Source organism: Fibrella forsythiae, assembly GCF_017353175.1.
Taxonomy (GTDB): domain Bacteria; phylum Bacteroidota; class Bacteroidia; order Cytophagales; family Spirosomataceae; genus Fibrella; species Fibrella forsythiae.
This window is the reverse complement of the sequence record NZ_JAFMYW010000003.1, coordinates 325244-341715: the sequence shown is the minus strand read 5'-3', so window position 1 is coordinate 341715 and position 16472 is coordinate 325244. Positions and strand designations below refer to the sequence as shown.

Here is a 16472-nt window from a genome sequence, read left to right as displayed (position 1 = left end):
TTTAATAGTCAAAAATTTTTCAGCCCCAAGCCTACACAACTCACCACCCATGTCCTGGATCAAATCACCGGCTTACGACAGTGCGTTTATACTGGCTCCACCGTTTGTGGCGCTGGGCGTGGTGGCGTTATTGCCCGAGCAGTATGGCCAGACCAATGACATGCCTGTAGCTGCCTGGGTCGGGCTGGTGTTGCTCATCGACGTGGCGCACGTGTATAGTACGCTATTCCGCACCTACGCCGACTCGGCGCGTTTTCGGCGGCAGCGGGTGACGTTTCTGCTGGTGCCCGTACTCTGCTATGCGCTGGGTACGTTGCTATACAGCCTTGGCGCTGAGTGGTTCTGGCGGGGGCTGGCCTACGTGGCCGTGTTTCATTTCATCAGGCAGCAATACGGGTTTCTGAAGCTGTATAATCGACATACGCAGACTACCCGCCTCGACACGCTGACCATTTACGCCGCCACGCTCTACCCTATTCTCTGGTGGCATCTGTCGCCCAACCGCAATTTCAACTGGTTTGTCGACGGTGATTTCTGGCAACCCACCCTTCCGGTAGGTATAGCCGAAACGATCAAGCTGGCGCTGGGTATCGCCTATGCTGGTCTGCTGCTCGCATACGTTGGACAGGAAGTGGGGCAATTCGTTCGTCATAAAACGGGGAACGTACCCAAGCAGGCACTGGTACTTGGCACGGCGCTGTCGTGGTACGTGGGTATTGTCTGGTTCAACGGCGATCTGACGTTTACGCTGCTCAACGTAGTGGCCCACGGCATCCCCTACATGGCCCTGATCTGGGTAAGCAACCGTCGCACCATGCCGATACAACTTCAAACAAAGATCTGGGGAGTATGCCTGTTTATTGGCTTGCTGGCACTGCTGGCTTACCTGGAAGAAGGCCTCTGGGACGGTCTCGTCTGGCGCGATCATGCCAGCGTATTCGGCCCGTTCCAGTACCTACCCTCGCTGACCAATTCCGGTTGGCTGGTGCTGATTGTGCCGCTTCTGGCCCTACCTCAGCTAACGCACTACGTGCTCGATGGCTTCATCTGGCGGCGAGGCGACACAGGTACGTTACCGGGTTAGTAGTTGTGTGCTGCCGGGTTGCCATTGCCCGGCCCTTCCACTTCGTTCAGGGGCGACATGAACATTCAGATGTAAGTTATCACCCTAACCGGCATGGAAGGGCGCGGGGCAAGACAGCACGACAAAAGCAATTTAAGTACCTAGTTAATCCCCGATGCCCCAGCCTGCGCCACGGTATGGTCATTCTCAACGGTACTGCCCGAGACGCCAATGCCGCCAATTACTTCGCCGTTCGCATCCTTGAGGGGAATACCACCGGGAAAGGTTATCAATCCCCCGTTTGAGTGTTCGATGTTGTAAAGCGAACCGCCCGGTTGTGAGGCCTGCCCCAGGTCACCCGTGTTCATATCGAAGAAACGCGCCGTTTTTGCTTTTTTGATCGAAATATCGACCGACCCCAACCAGGCTCCGTCCTGCCGGGCAAAGGCAACCAGGTTGGCTCCGGCATCAACAACGGCAATGTTCATTTTCAGACCCAATTCGGTCGATTTGGCTTTTGCGGCGGCTATAGCCTGTTCAGCTTGTGCTAAGGTGATTCCCATGATACGTTACGTATTGAGTTGAACGTATAGAAGCTAGTCTGCAACGGCTTTGTTATCGATTACTGAGGCAATGACCTGTTTCCATTTCCTGGCGGCCTCACGAACATATTCCCGCCAGATGGCTGTTACTTTGGCAGGAGAAAAGGTTTTCTATATTCCTTTTACACACCATGATCACAGAACAACCGCTCGAATCCCGCCTCCAGTACGAATACAGCCCTGGGCACTTCCGAGCATCGGAGCCGAACGTGTATGATCCGGAGCAGCTCGGTGAGGGCGAGATGATTCTGAACATGGGTCCACAGCACCCCAGTACCCACGGTGTATTGCGGCTTGAGATTGTTACCAGTGGCGAAATCGTGCAGGATGTGGTGCCGCACCTCGGCTACCTGCATCGCTGCTTTGAAGCCCACACCCAGCATGTACCGTTCAATCAGGGCATTCCGTTCGTTGATCGGCTCGATTATCTGGCCGCTATGAACGGCGAGCACATCTGGGCCATGGCCGTTGAGCGGATGCTGGGTATTGAGAACGATATTCCGAAACGGACCGAATACATCCGCGTGCTGGTGGCCGAACTGAACCGGATTGCCTCGCACTTTGTGGCTATAGGTACATATGGCCTTGATATTGGTGCGTTTACGCCCTTCCTCTGGCTCATGCGCGACCGCGAACACATTCAACGGATGCTGGAATGGGTATCTGGCGCGCGGATGCTCTACAACTACATCTGGATTGGCGGTCTCTTCTACGACCTGCCCGTTGGCTTCGAGGAACGCTGCCGCGAATTTGTCACGTACCTGAAACCCAAGCTGGTTGAATTGCAGGAAGTCCTGATCGACAATGAGATTTTCCGGAAACGAACGGGCAACGTGGGTGTGTTGCCTCTGGCCGTTGCCATCGATTATGGATGCACCGGCCCCGTATTACGTGGCTCCGGCCTGCGCTACGACCTGCGCCGGGTTGATGCCTATTCGGTTTACCCCGAACTGGATTTCGATATTCCCATCGGTACCGGGCAGGCGGGCGCGGTTGGCGATTGCTGGGACCGGAACTACGTACGCGTTCGGGAGTGCTGGGAGTCGGTACGCATCATCGAACAATGCCTCGACCGGCTAACGTCCGATTATAAACGTACGCCTGACTACAATCCGCAGGCGATGGTGCCCAAGAAAATTCGGCCTAAGGCCGGTGATTATTATTTCCGGGGCGAAAGCGCCAAGGGCGAACTTGGGTTCTTTTTCCGTACCGATGGCCGGTCTGACATTCCGGTGCGGTCGCACTGCCGGGCGTGTTCCTTCCACAACCTATCGGTTATTGCCGAGATCAGCCGGGGTGGTATGCTGGCTGATCTGGTGGCTGTCATTGGCTCCCTGGATCTGGTCATGGGCGAAGTTGACCGGTAACGATAGGGCGGCGTATTACCCCTTTTGTTACTGCCTTTCAGCCAGCAGCATTCAGGGTTTCAGATTCTGGATGGCTTCAGTGTCTTTCTGGCTGGCAAGCGATAACGGATCGGCCACTTCTGTATCCAGCGGAATCGTTACGACAATTCGCGTGCCCTGATTGGGCTGCGAGATGAGTCGGAATACGCCGTCCATCAGGCGGGCGCGCTGGCGCATGTTGTGTAGCCCCTGGCCGTTCACCACATCGTCTCCCTGAGCGGTTCCTACCCCACGGCCATTATCACTGATGGCGAGTAGTAGCCGGTTTTCGCGGATACGCAGTTCAATATCAATGTCGGTAGCATTGGCATGCCTGATGGCGTTGGTTAGGGCTTCCTGCGCAATTCGATACAGGCCAATCTCCAGGCTCTGTTCCAGGCGGGTGTCGGCCCCCTGCGCCAGCACCCTGATCGTCATTCCCGATTGATTCACTGCCTGTTCAGCCACGTAACGCAACGCTGGTTCAAGGCCAAAATCGCTCAGCACGGGGGGCATCAGATTATTTGATATATGGCGTGTTTCCTGAATAATCTTTACAACCAGGCCTTTCAGGCTGGCGTAGGTACGTTGCTCATTATCCGGAAGCAGGTGAGCAGATCGCAGGTTTTCGGCCAATAGTTTAAGCCCCGTCAGCATCTGTCCAATCCCATCGTGCAGATCGCGTGACAGGCGGCGGCGTTCATCTTCCTGTCCCTGAACCAGCGAGGCCATCCGAATCCGTTGCTCGCTCAATTGTTGCTGATGACGCAGCCCCGACTCACGAAGCAATTGCTGCTGGGTTTGCTGAAGGCTTGTATTCGAGGCAATCAGGGCCTCGTTAGCCGCCTCTGCCTGCTGGCGGGCCGTAGTCAGTTGTGTAAACGTGGCACGAAGCGTCTGTACTACCGGGTTGAAGATCAGCAGGGCTTCGAGCAGCAGCACCAGCAGCGTGACACTCATCAGGACCCATTCGATACCCTGCAACGTCTCGATTTTTTGTTGGGCCTCATGTTGATATTGACGCACGATCTGATCCATCTGGGTCAGAAACGGCCGCTCATGGGCCAGGATAGCCTCAATAGCCTGGTTTTTGTCACCGGGGGTCAGCTTCGGCCGATCAAGCAGATAACGGGTTTTCAGCCGAATGGCTTCGAAGTGCGGCTGGATCGCTCCGAACATGTTCCGAATGGTGTCGCTATTAACGTGTTGCGCGTTCAGATCCGTCAGTTTACCCGTGCGAAGTTCAAGGTGGTATCGCTCCCAAGTGGCCAGTAACTGCGTTAATTCGGCGACAACCTGTTTGGTATCGACCACTGATGAGGCCGTTGTGAGCAGCAGTACATCTTTCACAATTGCCTGACTCTGAAAACGCTGCCGACCAGCGTAGTTTATGAGCCACGAATCGTTCTCCTGCTCGTTGAGTTGCCGTTGCACCAGTACCTGCCCCCAAATTGCAAGGCCAGCGACAAGTGATAGAGCCAATAAGTATCGATACGTGAGGGAGCGGGTGAACATGGGCAACAGCTTCATTGACAGGCCAATATACGTAATCTTACCAGCTATTTAGCCAATTGGGCGCTGAGCCAGCCCAAAAGCTCGCTAACAGGGCTCACCAATCTGCCTTCGCCATCACTTGCCCTGATTTCATGGTAAGGCTACAGACTACCTGCACAATAAGCCATACGGGTACGTTTGTTTACCCGCCTGTCGTGGATTGATCTGCCGGGAATTGACGTTAACAAAGCACGATATCATTCCTCAAAACAGCCAGATTACCCGTAAATTAGCTGTCTTTATCCGGCTCCCGGATTATGATGTACGTCTTCGTGTGAGTGAATAAAATAAGAGGCTACAAATCCATGATAATGACGCTGAGCCTGCGGTACTTCGCAGGTGGCAACGTACCTGGCCTCCCGGTTGAGCCACTTTCTACCTGTAGTTAATTAACTTATCAATCAGTAAAAAAAGTAGCTTCCTCTTTTCAGTAACTATGTTCTATCGTTTTTTCTTCCTTCTAACCAGCCTGCTCTCCTGGGCGCTCTACGCGTCGGCGCAGCAGAATCAATTACCATTTCAGCAGATCGATTTGCAAAATCTGTCGGCATTTAAACCGGCCCCTGGCAACTGGAGCGTTGCGGGTGATGTCTTCTACGACCTCAATGCAGCCGGTAAGGGTAGCACCAAATCCGGAACCGGCATTCTTGTCAATAAACTGTCGGCGAAGACCAACGAGCACCTGTTCACCAACATGGAACACGGCGACCTGCAGCTGGAACTCGACTTCATGATGGAGAAGGGATCTAACGCGGGCATTTATCTGCAGGGTCGCTACGAAGTGCAGCTGTTCGATAGTTGGGGCGTTAAAACGCCGAAATCAAGCGATTGCGGGGCTATTTATGAACGCTGGGATGAGAGCCGCCCCGAGGGCCGGAAAGGCTACGAAGGTCACCCGCCTGCTCAGAACGTCAGCAAAGCGCCTGGGCTGTGGCAGCATCTCTCCATTGTATTTCGCGCGCCCCGTTTCAACAGCAATGGTCAGAAAATTGCCAATGCCCGTTTTCTGAAAGTAATGCAGAATGGTGTTGTCGTTCAGGAAAACGTGGAAGTGACTGGTCCAACCCGCGCTGCTGCTTTTACGGATGAAAAACCAACCGGCCCGCTGATGATTCAGGGCGACCACGGTGCCGTGGCCATCCGTTCCATTCGCTACAAAGCCTATGGAACAGAGCCGGTTACACTGACCAACATGAAACTGAAGGCGTATGATGGCCGCTTCAAATCAATCGACGATATGACCTCGATGACGGCCAAACGCGAGATGGACCTCGACGTATTGGCGCACCTTGCCCCCGGCAGCCGCGATAAGTTTGGCGGCGTTATTACCGGCACCATTCATATTCCCCGCACGGGCCAGTACCTGATTGATTTGAACCTGGCCTGGATACCGGCAGAGACCAACCCGAACAATCCGAACGGAGAAGGTCAGTTGACCATTGCCAACAAACCGGTGTTCACCATCAGCGGCCGCCATGGCGGGTCGGCATCGGCCATGGTAACGCTCGAAGCGGGCGATCATCCGCTTACGCTGGCATATTACAAGAATTTCGGCCTCTGGTATGCCCGCACCAACGATATCACCCTGTCGCTCGAAGGGCCAGGCGTTCAGTACACCACGCTGAATCCGGTCATTTTGGCGCAGGATCCGGTTGGCGAGATTTCGCTGCTGGCGAAAGGTGAACCTGTTATGCAACGCGGCTTTGTCAATTATAAAGGTACCAAACGTACCCATACCATCTCGGTTGGCGAGCCGGGTGAGGCCAACTACAGCATTGACTTGAGCAAAGGCGAATTGCTACAGATATGGCGCGGCGACTTTCTGGAAACAACGCCCATGTGGTATGGCCGCGGCGAGACGCAACTATCGGTACCGCTGGGTAGCGTGATCGAGATGGCAGGAAAACCGTCTATCACGTTTCTGGCCGACAAAAACGCCGCCTGGCCCGATTCCAACACGGTTTACACGAACCAGGGATACGACCTGGATAAGACTGGACGGCCCGTTTTCAAGTATGCACTCGGCACGGCCAGCGTTCGCGAATCGTTTACCACACAGGATGAGGGCCGCCGGTTGGCGCACTCCTTCACTGTAGGCTTGGGGCAGGAAAAAGGCCAGCTCTGGTGCCGCGTTGCCGAGGGAAGCAGCATTACCCAAATGGCTAATGGCCTCTACGCCATCAATGATAAACAGTATTTCATTGAACTGCCCGCCAACGAAAAACCGGTTATCCGGGCCACCCCACAACGTACCCAGGAACTGCTGATTCCCGTAAAAGCTACCGGTACTAGCGGCACCGCAGCCTATTCAATTATCTGGTAAATCTTTTTGGTCATCCCTCCTTCCGTCGGGATCACTAAAAAGACGCAAAGCAAGCATCCATGAAACACATTCAATTCATCATAAACCAACTGGCCCAACGTACGCTTGTAGCAGCGGCACTTATCGGTGCGTGTCAACTATCGGCACAGGCTCAGATTCAATCGAAAGATGGAAAGCCGGTCAGTTCGAGCAGTAAACAACCCGCTCCGGCACCGAAAGGACTGGCTAAACCAGACGTTGACCCCGAGCGGGAAGACGATTTCTACAAGATCATTTCACTGCCCGTTCCCGAAGACGTTATTCTGGAGGTGGGCGGTATGGCTACCCTGCCCGACGGCAATCTGGCGGTTTGCACCCGTCGGGGCGAAGTCTGGATCGTCTCGAACCCGTACGTAAGCGGCTCCATCCGGCCCACGTACAAGCGCTTTGCCTACGGCCTGCACGAGCCACTGGGCCTGGCCTATAAAGACGGCGACATCTACGTAACGCAACGAAGCGAGGTGACCCGCCTGCGCGATACTGACCAGGACGGACGTGCCGATTCATATGATAAAATGTATTCGTGGCCGTTATCGGGTAACTACCACGAATACTCATACGGCCCCACCTTCCTGCCCAATGGCAACATGCTGGTAACGCTGAACGTGGGCTGGAGCAATAGCCTCGGCCACGGCGTGAGCCTTGTTCCCTGGCGCGGCTGGACGCTCGAGATTACGCCCGACGGCAAGATGAAACCTTTCGCAGCAGGAATGCGCTCACCAGCAGGCTACGGCATGAATGAAGCAGGCGATTTCTTTTACAGCGAAAACCAGGGCGACTGGGTTGGTTCAGGCCGGATTTCGCAGGTTGAACGCGGTGATTTCCTTGGCAACGCCGAAAGCCTCCGCTGGACCGGCCTGCCCGATTCACCACTACGAATCAAACCGCAGGACGTACCCAACACCGGCGAGCCACTCTACGACGTATCAAAGAAATTCACAGACCTGAAAGCGCCTGCCGTTTGGCTACCGCACGGCATCATGGGCATTTCAACGTCTGGCCTGCTGCCGGATAGCACGAAGGGGAAATTCGGTCCGTTTGCGGGTCAGCTGTTTGTGGGCGATCAGGGGCAGAGCATCGTTTCGCGCGTTTCGCTGGAAAAGGTGAAAGGTGACTACCAGGGTGTTGCATTTCCCTTCCGCGAAGGGTTCTCATCGGGGGTTTTCCGGCTCGTCTGGGGGCACGATGCCTCGATGTTTGTAGGTATGACCAGCCGGGGTTGGTCGTCGACAGGGAAAGAACTGTTCAGCCTGCAACGGGTTGTCTGGACGGGCCGAACGCCGTTTGAGATGAAGACGATCCACGCCATGCCCGACGGCTTCGAGATTGAGTTCACCGCCCCGGTCGATACCGAACTGGCGGCCGATCCGGCTTCGTATAAAGTGACGGGCTTCAACTATAAGTACCACGCCACCTACGGCAGCCCGGTTATTAATCGGGGGGGATGCCCCATCAAAGGCATCGTTGTTTCGAACGACGGCCTGAAAGCCCGGTTGGTCGTCGATAGCCTCCGGCTGGGCTACATTCACGAAATCACGGCGGCGGGCGTACGATCAGCCAATGGGCGTACGCTGTTGCATAACGTAGGGTATTACACACTAAACAACATTCCGGACGGCGAAAAACTCGCGGTGGCCAGCTTGGCTGCAACCCCTATGCACGATCATTCAATGATGGCTTCCACGTCGATAGCTCCACCGGTTCCGGCAAAGGCAACCGGTAAAAGACCGACGGGTTCAGCCAAAGCACCAGCCGTTAAACCCGCTGGAAAAACTACGGGTGTTGCCGCCGCCAAACGCCTTACCGAAATGCCCGCTTCATGGGGTGGCGATGCTGATTATACCATCAACATGGGCACCAAGCCGGGTCTTAAATTCTCGCCAGACCAGTTTCAGGTGAAAGCCGGCAGCAAGGTGCGGGTTGTCTTCAACAACGAAGATGATATGCTGCACAATTTTGTGGTGGTAACACCCGGCTCGGCCATTCAGGTTGGCGAACTGGCGATGAAGTTAGGGCTGGAAGGGCAGGAGAAAAACTACATTCCGCAGACCGACAAGGTGCTCCATCACACCAACCTGCTCCAGCCAAATACCAACGAGTCGATCTACTTCATTGCTCCCACCAAACCCGGCGATTACACCTACGAATGTTCGGTACCCGGCCACTTCTACGTCATGCAGGGAATCATGAAAGTAGTACCATAAGAAGTAGTTTGCCCTTAGTTTGAAGCGCTGTTGTCAGGCTATTGCTGGCAGCAGCGCTTTTTTTGTCAGCGTGGTAACGTACCTGAACGAACGGCGCTCTTTTTATCAACCAAGTACCCGCGCCGCCTCCCAACCCAGCATGGCTTGTTTGCGGGATGTTCCCCACCGGTAACCACCAAAAAGGCCGGTTTTTTTAATAACCCTATGGCATGGAATCAGGTAACCGACTGGATTACTACCAATGGCCGTTCCAACCGCTCGGGATGCGGCGGGCTGCCCGATGGCCTCGGCAATTTGATCATAACTCACCAGCCGGCCTTCCGGAATTCGGAGTAGGGCTTCCCATACTTTCAACTGAAACGCCGATCCGCGCATTAACACCCGCACTGGCTCGCCCGGCCGTTCGGTCGATGAATCACCGGCAGTGGGAAAGAGCTGACCGGTAATTGCCTGAATAGCCGAAGGATTATGCTGTAGTGTAGCATCGGGCCAGATAGTAGCGACAAGCTGTTCAGGTACGTTCGAAGCAGCATCATCGCTGGTCATGAAATGCAGAACGGCAATTTTCCCGTTGATGACACCCACTACATACGCCCCGAATGGACTGTCGAAAACCCCGTACGTCAACACCAGACCAGACCCTGCCTGCTTGAACTGACCGGGTGTAACGCCTTCGATCGTCACGAAGAGATCGTGCAGGCGACCTGTACCAGATAAGCCCGCCGCCTCAGCAGCAGCTGACAGCGGAGCCCCGTTCTGTAGTTGTGCCTTGGCATAATCAAGCGTCAAATATTGCCCGAACTTCTTGGGGCTGACGCCCGCCCACTCGGTAAAAAGCCGCTGAAAATGAAACTCGCTCAGGTTCGCCGTCTCGGCCAGTTTACTCAGGGATGGTTGTTCGCGGAAGTTCGCCATCAGGTAATCGATGGCGCGGGCTATCTGCTCGTAGGTATGTGCGTTATCGGCGTTCATTGTATCGGGCGTTGGTGTAATGACCGTACAAAAATCACCGGAACGCCATCCAAAGCCAACCCGATTCTTGCGGAGAATTACTTTCTCTGGCCAAAATTAATGGTGTAATAGCCAATAAGCTGATCGGCGCGGGCGGCGGGCAGGCGGTTGTACACGAAGACTTCGTACACGTTTTCTGTCTGCGAAAAATCCCCTTCGATCAGCGTCTCGTTCCCATCCAGCCGGATGCCCGAGCGGGTTAAGGGCGGTGCCAGCCCCGTAACAGAGTAGTTGTAATTGTAAACACCCTGTTTCAACCAGATTCGGCCCTGATAGCCGCCAATCGACGGGTCGTAAGTCAGGCGATTGCGGCTGTTCAAGGCCCAGAAATTAAAGGCACCGTTAGCGTATACGTCCACATTCGGCAGTTCGTCGACAAGCAGGGTAAAAACCGTTTCAATGTAGTCGGCACCAGTAGCACCGTCGCCGGTTTCGCGATGGTCGATTACATACAGGCCATTGAAATCATCGAACTGCGTATAGGCGATGCCACTGCGGGGACGATCGGTTTGTACGTAGGCCGTTGTTTTCTCTGCCTTCCGGTCAACGCGCTCCACGTAGTTGCCCCGCGACAGCACCGTGCGGGTATCGAAAAACCGGTATTCGTTGCCGCCGGGAAACGTATTGCGCAGGTCGATGGCGCGGTATTCCAGCACCTGATCAAATGAACGAACATTCGTGGGGTGCAAGTCGGTCACTGTCCGGTCGTCACGGTAATTCTGCCGGATCACCACCTTGAAATCATCCTGCGGCGACGTCACCTGACTCTGATACGCCCGATAACCAATTGCCAGGTCAACCTGCTGATCATTGAACTGCCGACTCACATCCGTTGAAAAACGAATAGCTGCCTCAACGCTTACTAAATTGGCATAGACCCTGAACCGACGCGTAAACAGGATTTCGTTCCGGTTACGCTCGTTATAAACTACCAGCACATAGTTGCCCGGCAGTTTCAGGCGCGGCACCATGTATTTATAATGGTAGTATGGGATCTTGGTGCCAATAGATACCTGATAATCAGTGATAGGTACGTCGTTGTATTCGTACGTATACTCAATATCGTTCAATACCGAACGTACCCAGCCGGCATTGCAATGAACAATCTTTGAACGGAAGCTACGGTAATTGGCCGTCAGGTCATCGAACTCCAGTTGCAGGGGTGACTGCGCCTGATCATCGAGTTTCACCAGCGGTATGTTCAATGCCTGCGCCGGGCTCCCTCCTGCCACCGTACTCCCCACCTGCGGATATAGCAGTACCGTGGCAATTTTAGGGTCAATGATCGTGTCGGTCGTTTGGGCAACTGAGGCAGTGAGGGATAGGCCATATAGCAGGAAGACGACCCATCGACGCATATACCTCGTTGAGCGGGAACCGACCGGAGGCGTGAACACGGCTTGTGTTTGTTTAGGCATAATTTTTCGGCAGTGTAATACTCTGCTAACCTACTTCATACGAATGGATGGCCAGTTTGGTATACTGGCCATCCATTCGTACGGCGTCAAAGCAACTTGGCCAGTTCAAAGTGCATGCCATCTAAGCGGGTCTTAAAATGACCTCCCCAAAAGAATCCATGCGCGTTGGCAATTGGCACCAGCTCACGCACGCAACCTCGTTCCCCCACTAAAGCGGGTGTGGTTCCCATGGCATTCTGAGGAGCATTTATGTCAAACGCCGCGCCAAATGCATGGTTACTCAGCACGGTAGTGCCTCGCTGAAATCGCGGTTCAAACGATCCGGCATAACTCAGGACCAATGGCAATAACCCGGCGTCCTCCCAGGCAGTCCACATGGCAACGAGTTGCGGAACAGCCAGCCGGTTAAACGGGATGGTACCATTGGCGGGTGCTCCAGACACGCCAACCAACTGCGGTATTTGCACGTCGACAATATTTTGCTGCTGCCAGTTGCCCAGAATACGTATATGCTCGGGGTTGCCGGGCTTCGGGTCTGACTTGAACTGAAAGGCTCCAAACAGAGTACGTCGCGCCGAGGCAGTCAGTGATGGAAAATTGGGGCGGGGCGGCCAGTTGGGACCCGATTGTGCCGGGTCGGTGTCGCTGAGTATTGAAAAGCCCAGCAACATCGCCTTTGCCAGCGTAGCATTGCCTACAATTCCGTCTGCAGTCAGCTTTTCGCGGGTTTGAAAAGCGATGGTAGCCCGATGGGTAAGTGGACCAAACTTCCCATCGGCCACACCGGGCTGAAAGCCCTGGCCTCTCAGAAAAAGCTGCCATTGTTTTACATCGGCTCCTTGTAGTGTTTCCCGTAAAACTCGCATGATATAGTGTTGTTAACAGGCAGGCAACCGCTGCCCGCTACCAAACGTATCCATGTGGCAGGGTTAACAAGTCTATTTTTGAGTGAAACGTAGTTAACGAGTGCCCTTTTTACTAACTGGTCATCAACGTACCGGGAACTGGTTTACTTCAGCTTTTCTTCCAGTTCCTCCACATCCATCATGGCGGTTTCCCACTGTTGCTGGAGCGAATTGAGGTCTTTGGTCAGGCGTTGGTAATCGGCCTGCCGGGTTTGTAGCGCGCCGTTGCTACCGTATGTTGCCGGGTCGGCCAGTTCAGCTTCAAGTTTTCGCTTCTGCGTTTCCAGCGAGCTGATCTTTGCTTCTGCTTCCTCAGCCTGCTGATTTGCCTTTTTCAAGGCCTGTTGCAACTCCTTCCGCTGGGTGTCGCTTGGTTTTGGCGCTGTTGGCTTTGGAGCAGCAGCCTGCGGTTTCGGCACGGCACCTTCCGAGGCTACTTCCTCTGCCTTACGCTCGCTCATCCACCATTCGTATTCGTCATACGTACCTGGATACTGCTTGATCTGCTCATCTTCGATGTACCAGATCTTGTTGGCAATCTGCGACACGAAAAACCGGTCGTGGGAAACCACCACGTAGGTACCTTCATACTGGTCGAGCGCCTGGATCAGGATGTTCACCGACTGCATATCGAGGTGGTTGGTCGGTTCGTCGAGCAGCAGGAAGTTGGCTTGTGAGAGCAAAACCTTCGCCAGCGCCACGCGCGATTTTTCACCACCCGACAGCACCTTGATCTTCTTGAACACTTCATCGCCCGAGAACAGGAAGCAGCCAAGAACCCCGCGTAATTCGCCTTCACTCTTGTTTGGATTAGCCGATTTCAACTCTTCCAGCATGTTATCGTCTACGTTCAGCGACTCCAGTTGGTGTTGCGCGTAGAAGCTGAACGACACGTTATGACCAAGTTGCCGACGGCCTTCGTTAACTGGTTCAGAGCCGGAAATAATCCGCAGCAGCGTAGACTTACCGCGCCCGTTGGCCCCGATCAGGGCTACTTTATCCCCCCGTTCAAGGCGAATGTCGGCATGGGTCAGGATTTTCTTGGCACCATACGCTTTCGAAATGTCGTCGAGGTGAAGAATATGCCGACCCGGCTGGGTAGTGAACTGAAACTTGAAGTTCACCCGCGCCGACTCGTCGATCACGGCGTCGACGGTTTCCATCCGGGCGAGTTGCTTCACCCGGCTTTGAGCCTGTTTGGCTTTAGAAGCCGTTGCTTTAAAGCGTTCGATAAAACGCTCGGTTTGCCGAATTTTAGCCTGTTGGTTTTCGTATGTTCCTTTCTGAATCTCGTTCCGCAGGGCTTTCTCTTCCAGGTAGAACGAGTAATTGCCGGGATAATAATTCAGCTTGGCATTAGCCACTTCAACCGTCACGTCGATTACGTTATCCAGGAATTCACGGTCATGAGACACCACGATAACGGCACCTTCGTAATTCTGAATGTATTTTTCCACCCACTGAATCGACGGTAAGTCAAGGTGGTTGGTTGGTTCATCGAGCATCAGCAGCGACGGTTTCTGCAACAGCAGTTTCGCCAGCATCACGCGCATCCGCCAGCCCCCCGAGAATGTGCGGAGGGGACGCTGCAATTCTTCGGTGCTGAAACCAAGCCCTTCCATGATCTCTTCAGCGCGTGACTGAACCGAATAACCGTCGAGAGCTTCGAATTCTTCCTGTGCTTTTCCGAGCTTATCTACCAGATCATCGGTATAGTTGGTCTCCATTTCGTGGAGTAGCTCGTCAATTTTTTTCTGGAGCGCATTCTGCCGGTCGAAGGCCTGCATGGCCACAGCCAGAATGGAATCATCTGTCTGGTATGAGAGCAAATCCTGATTCAGGAAGCCGATAGTTACGTCGCCCGCTTTAGAAATAGTACCGCCATCGGGCTGATACTCACCGTCGATGATGCGAAGCAGCGTAGACTTACCAGTACCGTTCAGGCCGATAAGGCCAATCTTCTGGCCAGGTTTTATATGCAGTGATGCGTTATCATAAAGCGCACGGCTGCCGAGGAAATACGATAGGTTCGTAATGGAAATCATACCGCAAATTTACCGAATTCATGGCACGATGCTTGCGTACAATTTTACGAAAAAGCTATATTTGCCCCTGCGAAAGCAATTTACGAGGGTCGATTTACAAATTACGAACTGTTGATGCCCGGCAAAGACGAGTTTATTGTCAGTTAATCATAACCGGTAAATTGCCCATCGCACCTCAGATAAGCCTCCTTAGCTCAGTTGGTAGAGCAACGCATTCGTAATGCGTAGGTCGTAGGTTCGAGTCCCATAGGAGGCTCTAGAATGGTTTTAAGGCTAATCCAGATTAGAGTTAAAATAACTCAAAATCAGCGGATTAGCCTTTTTAGTTTATCGAGCCGAATCAAAAGACATACGAGAAAGTAAAGTAAATCCGTCCCCTATTCCGTCCCCTGCATTGAATCTTTCCGTAACTTGGTATTGACCAAACCAAGTAAGACCAATGAAAACCCCATCGACAGAGGACGTCAAGTTTCTGCTGAAAGATGCCCGAGCCACCGGGCCAACCCTCATTTACTTAATTTTCCGATTTGATAACAGCCGGTTCAAGTATTCAACCGGGCAGACGGTTGAGCCTTACCAGTGGAACGCCACCGACCAACGCGCCTACACCAATCAGAAGAACAAGGCGGTACGTTCGGAGCATGAAACCATCAACGGTCACCTCGACAGACACCGCGCCGCGCTCGTTCGGGTTGTGACCCGCCTACAAATGGCCGGGGTTACCATTGATAACGCCACCATCAAAAATTACCTCGACCTTGATCTGAGTAAGGCCGCTCCCAAACGCGCCACTGCTGAGGTAGTCACACCAGCCGCCGAACCATTCACGGCATACATAACCCGGTTTGTGAAAGAGGCTGAGGCCGGGAAACGGCTAACTCATAAAAGTCTGCACTATGCCGGGTACACGTTGGCCGGGTACATGAAACTTTACCGGGTGTTGCTCAAGTACACCGCCGAAACAGGCAGGCCCACCGATTACTCAGACATTACCCTCGACTTTTATCACCAGTTCAAACTTTGGCTAACCGGCCGGGGGCTAACCCTGAACTACGTAGGTACGTTGCTGAAAGACCTGAAAGTGATGTTGAAACAGTCACACGCTGACGGATTACACAACAGCACCGCCTACCAGCATAAGGACTTTAAGAAGTTGGTTGAGGACGTAGATAACATCTACCTGAGCGATGCTGAACTAACCGCGCTCTATAACCTCGACCTATCGACAAACCCGCGCCTCGACCGTATACGCGACTTGTTTCTGATTGGAGCCTATACCGGGTTACGGTTCTCTGACTTCTCACAGCTACGGCCGGAAAATATCACGCATGAGGGGCGAATCTTTACGCGTAAGACCATCAAAACATTTGAAAAGGTATCTATTCCCCTGAATCCAAATGTACTGTCTATACTGGCAAAATATGAAGGCATACCGCCCCGCACAATTTCAAATCAGAAACTAAACACGTACCTGAAAGAGCTGTGCAAACTAGCCGACCACCTGACGGAGGGGGTAGAGTTGGGGCGAACAAAAGGCGGTGTTCGTCAATTACGCTACGTGCCAAAATGGGATTTAGTCACCAGCCACACCGCCCGCCGTTCGTTTGCTACAAACGCGTATTTGGCCGGGGTGAACCCGGTTATGATTATGAAAGTAACGGGCCACCGTTCGGAGGCGGTATTCCTACGCTACATCAAAGTATCATCGGAGCAAAACGCCTTACTCTTACTTAGTCACCCACACTTTAGCGGAGTTACTAGTGTACCTATGAAACCCGCGCTCGGTGACCAGCGGGTAGAGACTTTAGAAATGGCTTAACCAAATAAACCAAAGACCTACCATGCAAGGCGTATCACTAATAACTGACTCGAACGGAACACCGGCCGTACTGACTATTGATCTACGCACCCTCGATCCTGATA

The 16472-nt window shown here is 53.5% G+C and carries 11 protein-coding genes and 1 tRNA gene; 6 read left to right on the top strand and 6 right to left on the bottom strand.

The features are described from left to right. Window positions 1-49: 49 nt before the first annotated feature. The gene (locus J2I46_RS12850; RefSeq protein WP_207329433.1) at window positions 50-1084 is read left to right on the top strand and encodes a hypothetical protein; all 1035 of its coding nucleotides are present in this window, start codon (window positions 50-52) and stop codon (window positions 1082-1084) included. Between the two features lie 140 nt (window positions 1085-1224). Here J2I46_RS12850 and J2I46_RS12845 read toward each other — a convergent pair whose 3' ends face one another. Next, a complete protein-coding gene (locus tag J2I46_RS12845) occupies window positions 1225-1626 on the bottom strand; it encodes a GlcG/HbpS family heme-binding protein (protein ID WP_207329432.1) in 402 nt (133 codons plus the stop codon). 170 nt (window positions 1627-1796) lie between these two features. Here J2I46_RS12845 and J2I46_RS12840 point away from each other — a divergent pair, with 170 nt between their 5' ends. Further along, complete coding sequence (locus tag J2I46_RS12840) at window positions 1797-3032, top strand: NADH-quinone oxidoreductase subunit D (protein WP_207329431.1); 1236 nt, start codon at window positions 1797-1799, stop codon at window positions 3030-3032. Window positions 3033-3083: 51 nt separating this feature from the next. Here J2I46_RS12840 and J2I46_RS12835 read toward each other — a convergent pair whose 3' ends face one another. After that, window positions 3084-4580, bottom strand: coding sequence for an ATP-binding protein (locus J2I46_RS12835; RefSeq protein ID WP_207329430.1), 1497 nt, complete (start codon window positions 4578-4580; stop codon window positions 3084-3086). 460 nt (window positions 4581-5040) lie between these two features. Here J2I46_RS12835 and J2I46_RS12830 point away from each other — a divergent pair, with 460 nt between their 5' ends. Continuing rightward, the gene (locus J2I46_RS12830; protein ID WP_207329429.1) at window positions 5041-6927 is read left to right on the top strand and encodes a 3-keto-disaccharide hydrolase; all 1887 of its coding nucleotides are present in this window, start codon (window positions 5041-5043) and stop codon (window positions 6925-6927) included. Between the two features lie 59 nt (window positions 6928-6986). Continuing rightward, on the top strand, window positions 6987-9170 hold the full coding sequence (locus J2I46_RS12825) for a plastocyanin/azurin family copper-binding protein (RefSeq protein WP_207329428.1): 2184 nt from the start codon (window positions 6987-6989) through the stop codon (window positions 9168-9170). Window positions 9171-9275: 105 nt separating this feature from the next. On the opposite strand, the gene J2I46_RS12820 is transcribed toward J2I46_RS12825, so the two are convergent. The 4 genes from J2I46_RS12820 to J2I46_RS12805 all read right to left on the bottom strand — a co-directional run bounded on the left by J2I46_RS12820 (window position 9276) and on the right by J2I46_RS12805 (window position 14549). Continuing rightward, on the bottom strand, window positions 9276-10142 hold the full coding sequence (locus J2I46_RS12820; RefSeq protein ID WP_207329427.1) for a methylated-DNA--[protein]-cysteine S-methyltransferase: 867 nt from the start codon (window positions 10140-10142) through the stop codon (window positions 9276-9278). Between the two features lie 77 nt (window positions 10143-10219). Further along, a complete protein-coding gene (locus tag J2I46_RS12815) occupies window positions 10220-11539 on the bottom strand; it encodes a type IX secretion system plug protein (RefSeq protein ID WP_207329426.1) in 1320 nt (439 codons plus the stop codon). A 146-nt stretch (window positions 11540-11685) separates the two neighbouring features. After that, a complete protein-coding gene (locus tag J2I46_RS12810; protein ID WP_207329425.1) occupies window positions 11686-12465 on the bottom strand; it encodes a M15 family metallopeptidase in 780 nt (259 codons plus the stop codon). A 143-nt stretch (window positions 12466-12608) separates the two neighbouring features. Further along, on the bottom strand, window positions 12609-14549 hold the full coding sequence (locus J2I46_RS12805; RefSeq protein ID WP_207329424.1) for an ABC-F family ATP-binding cassette domain-containing protein: 1941 nt from the start codon (window positions 14547-14549) through the stop codon (window positions 12609-12611). A gap of 183 nt (window positions 14550-14732) precedes the next feature. On the opposite strand from J2I46_RS12805, the gene J2I46_RS12800 reads away from it, so the two are divergent. Then, a tRNA-Thr gene (locus tag J2I46_RS12800) sits at window positions 14733-14805 on the top strand. 183 nt (window positions 14806-14988) lie between these two features. After that, the gene (locus J2I46_RS12795; RefSeq protein ID WP_207329423.1) at window positions 14989-16368 is read left to right on the top strand and encodes a site-specific integrase; all 1380 of its coding nucleotides are present in this window, start codon (window positions 14989-14991) and stop codon (window positions 16366-16368) included. The last annotated feature ends 104 nt before the right edge of the window (window positions 16369-16472 follow it).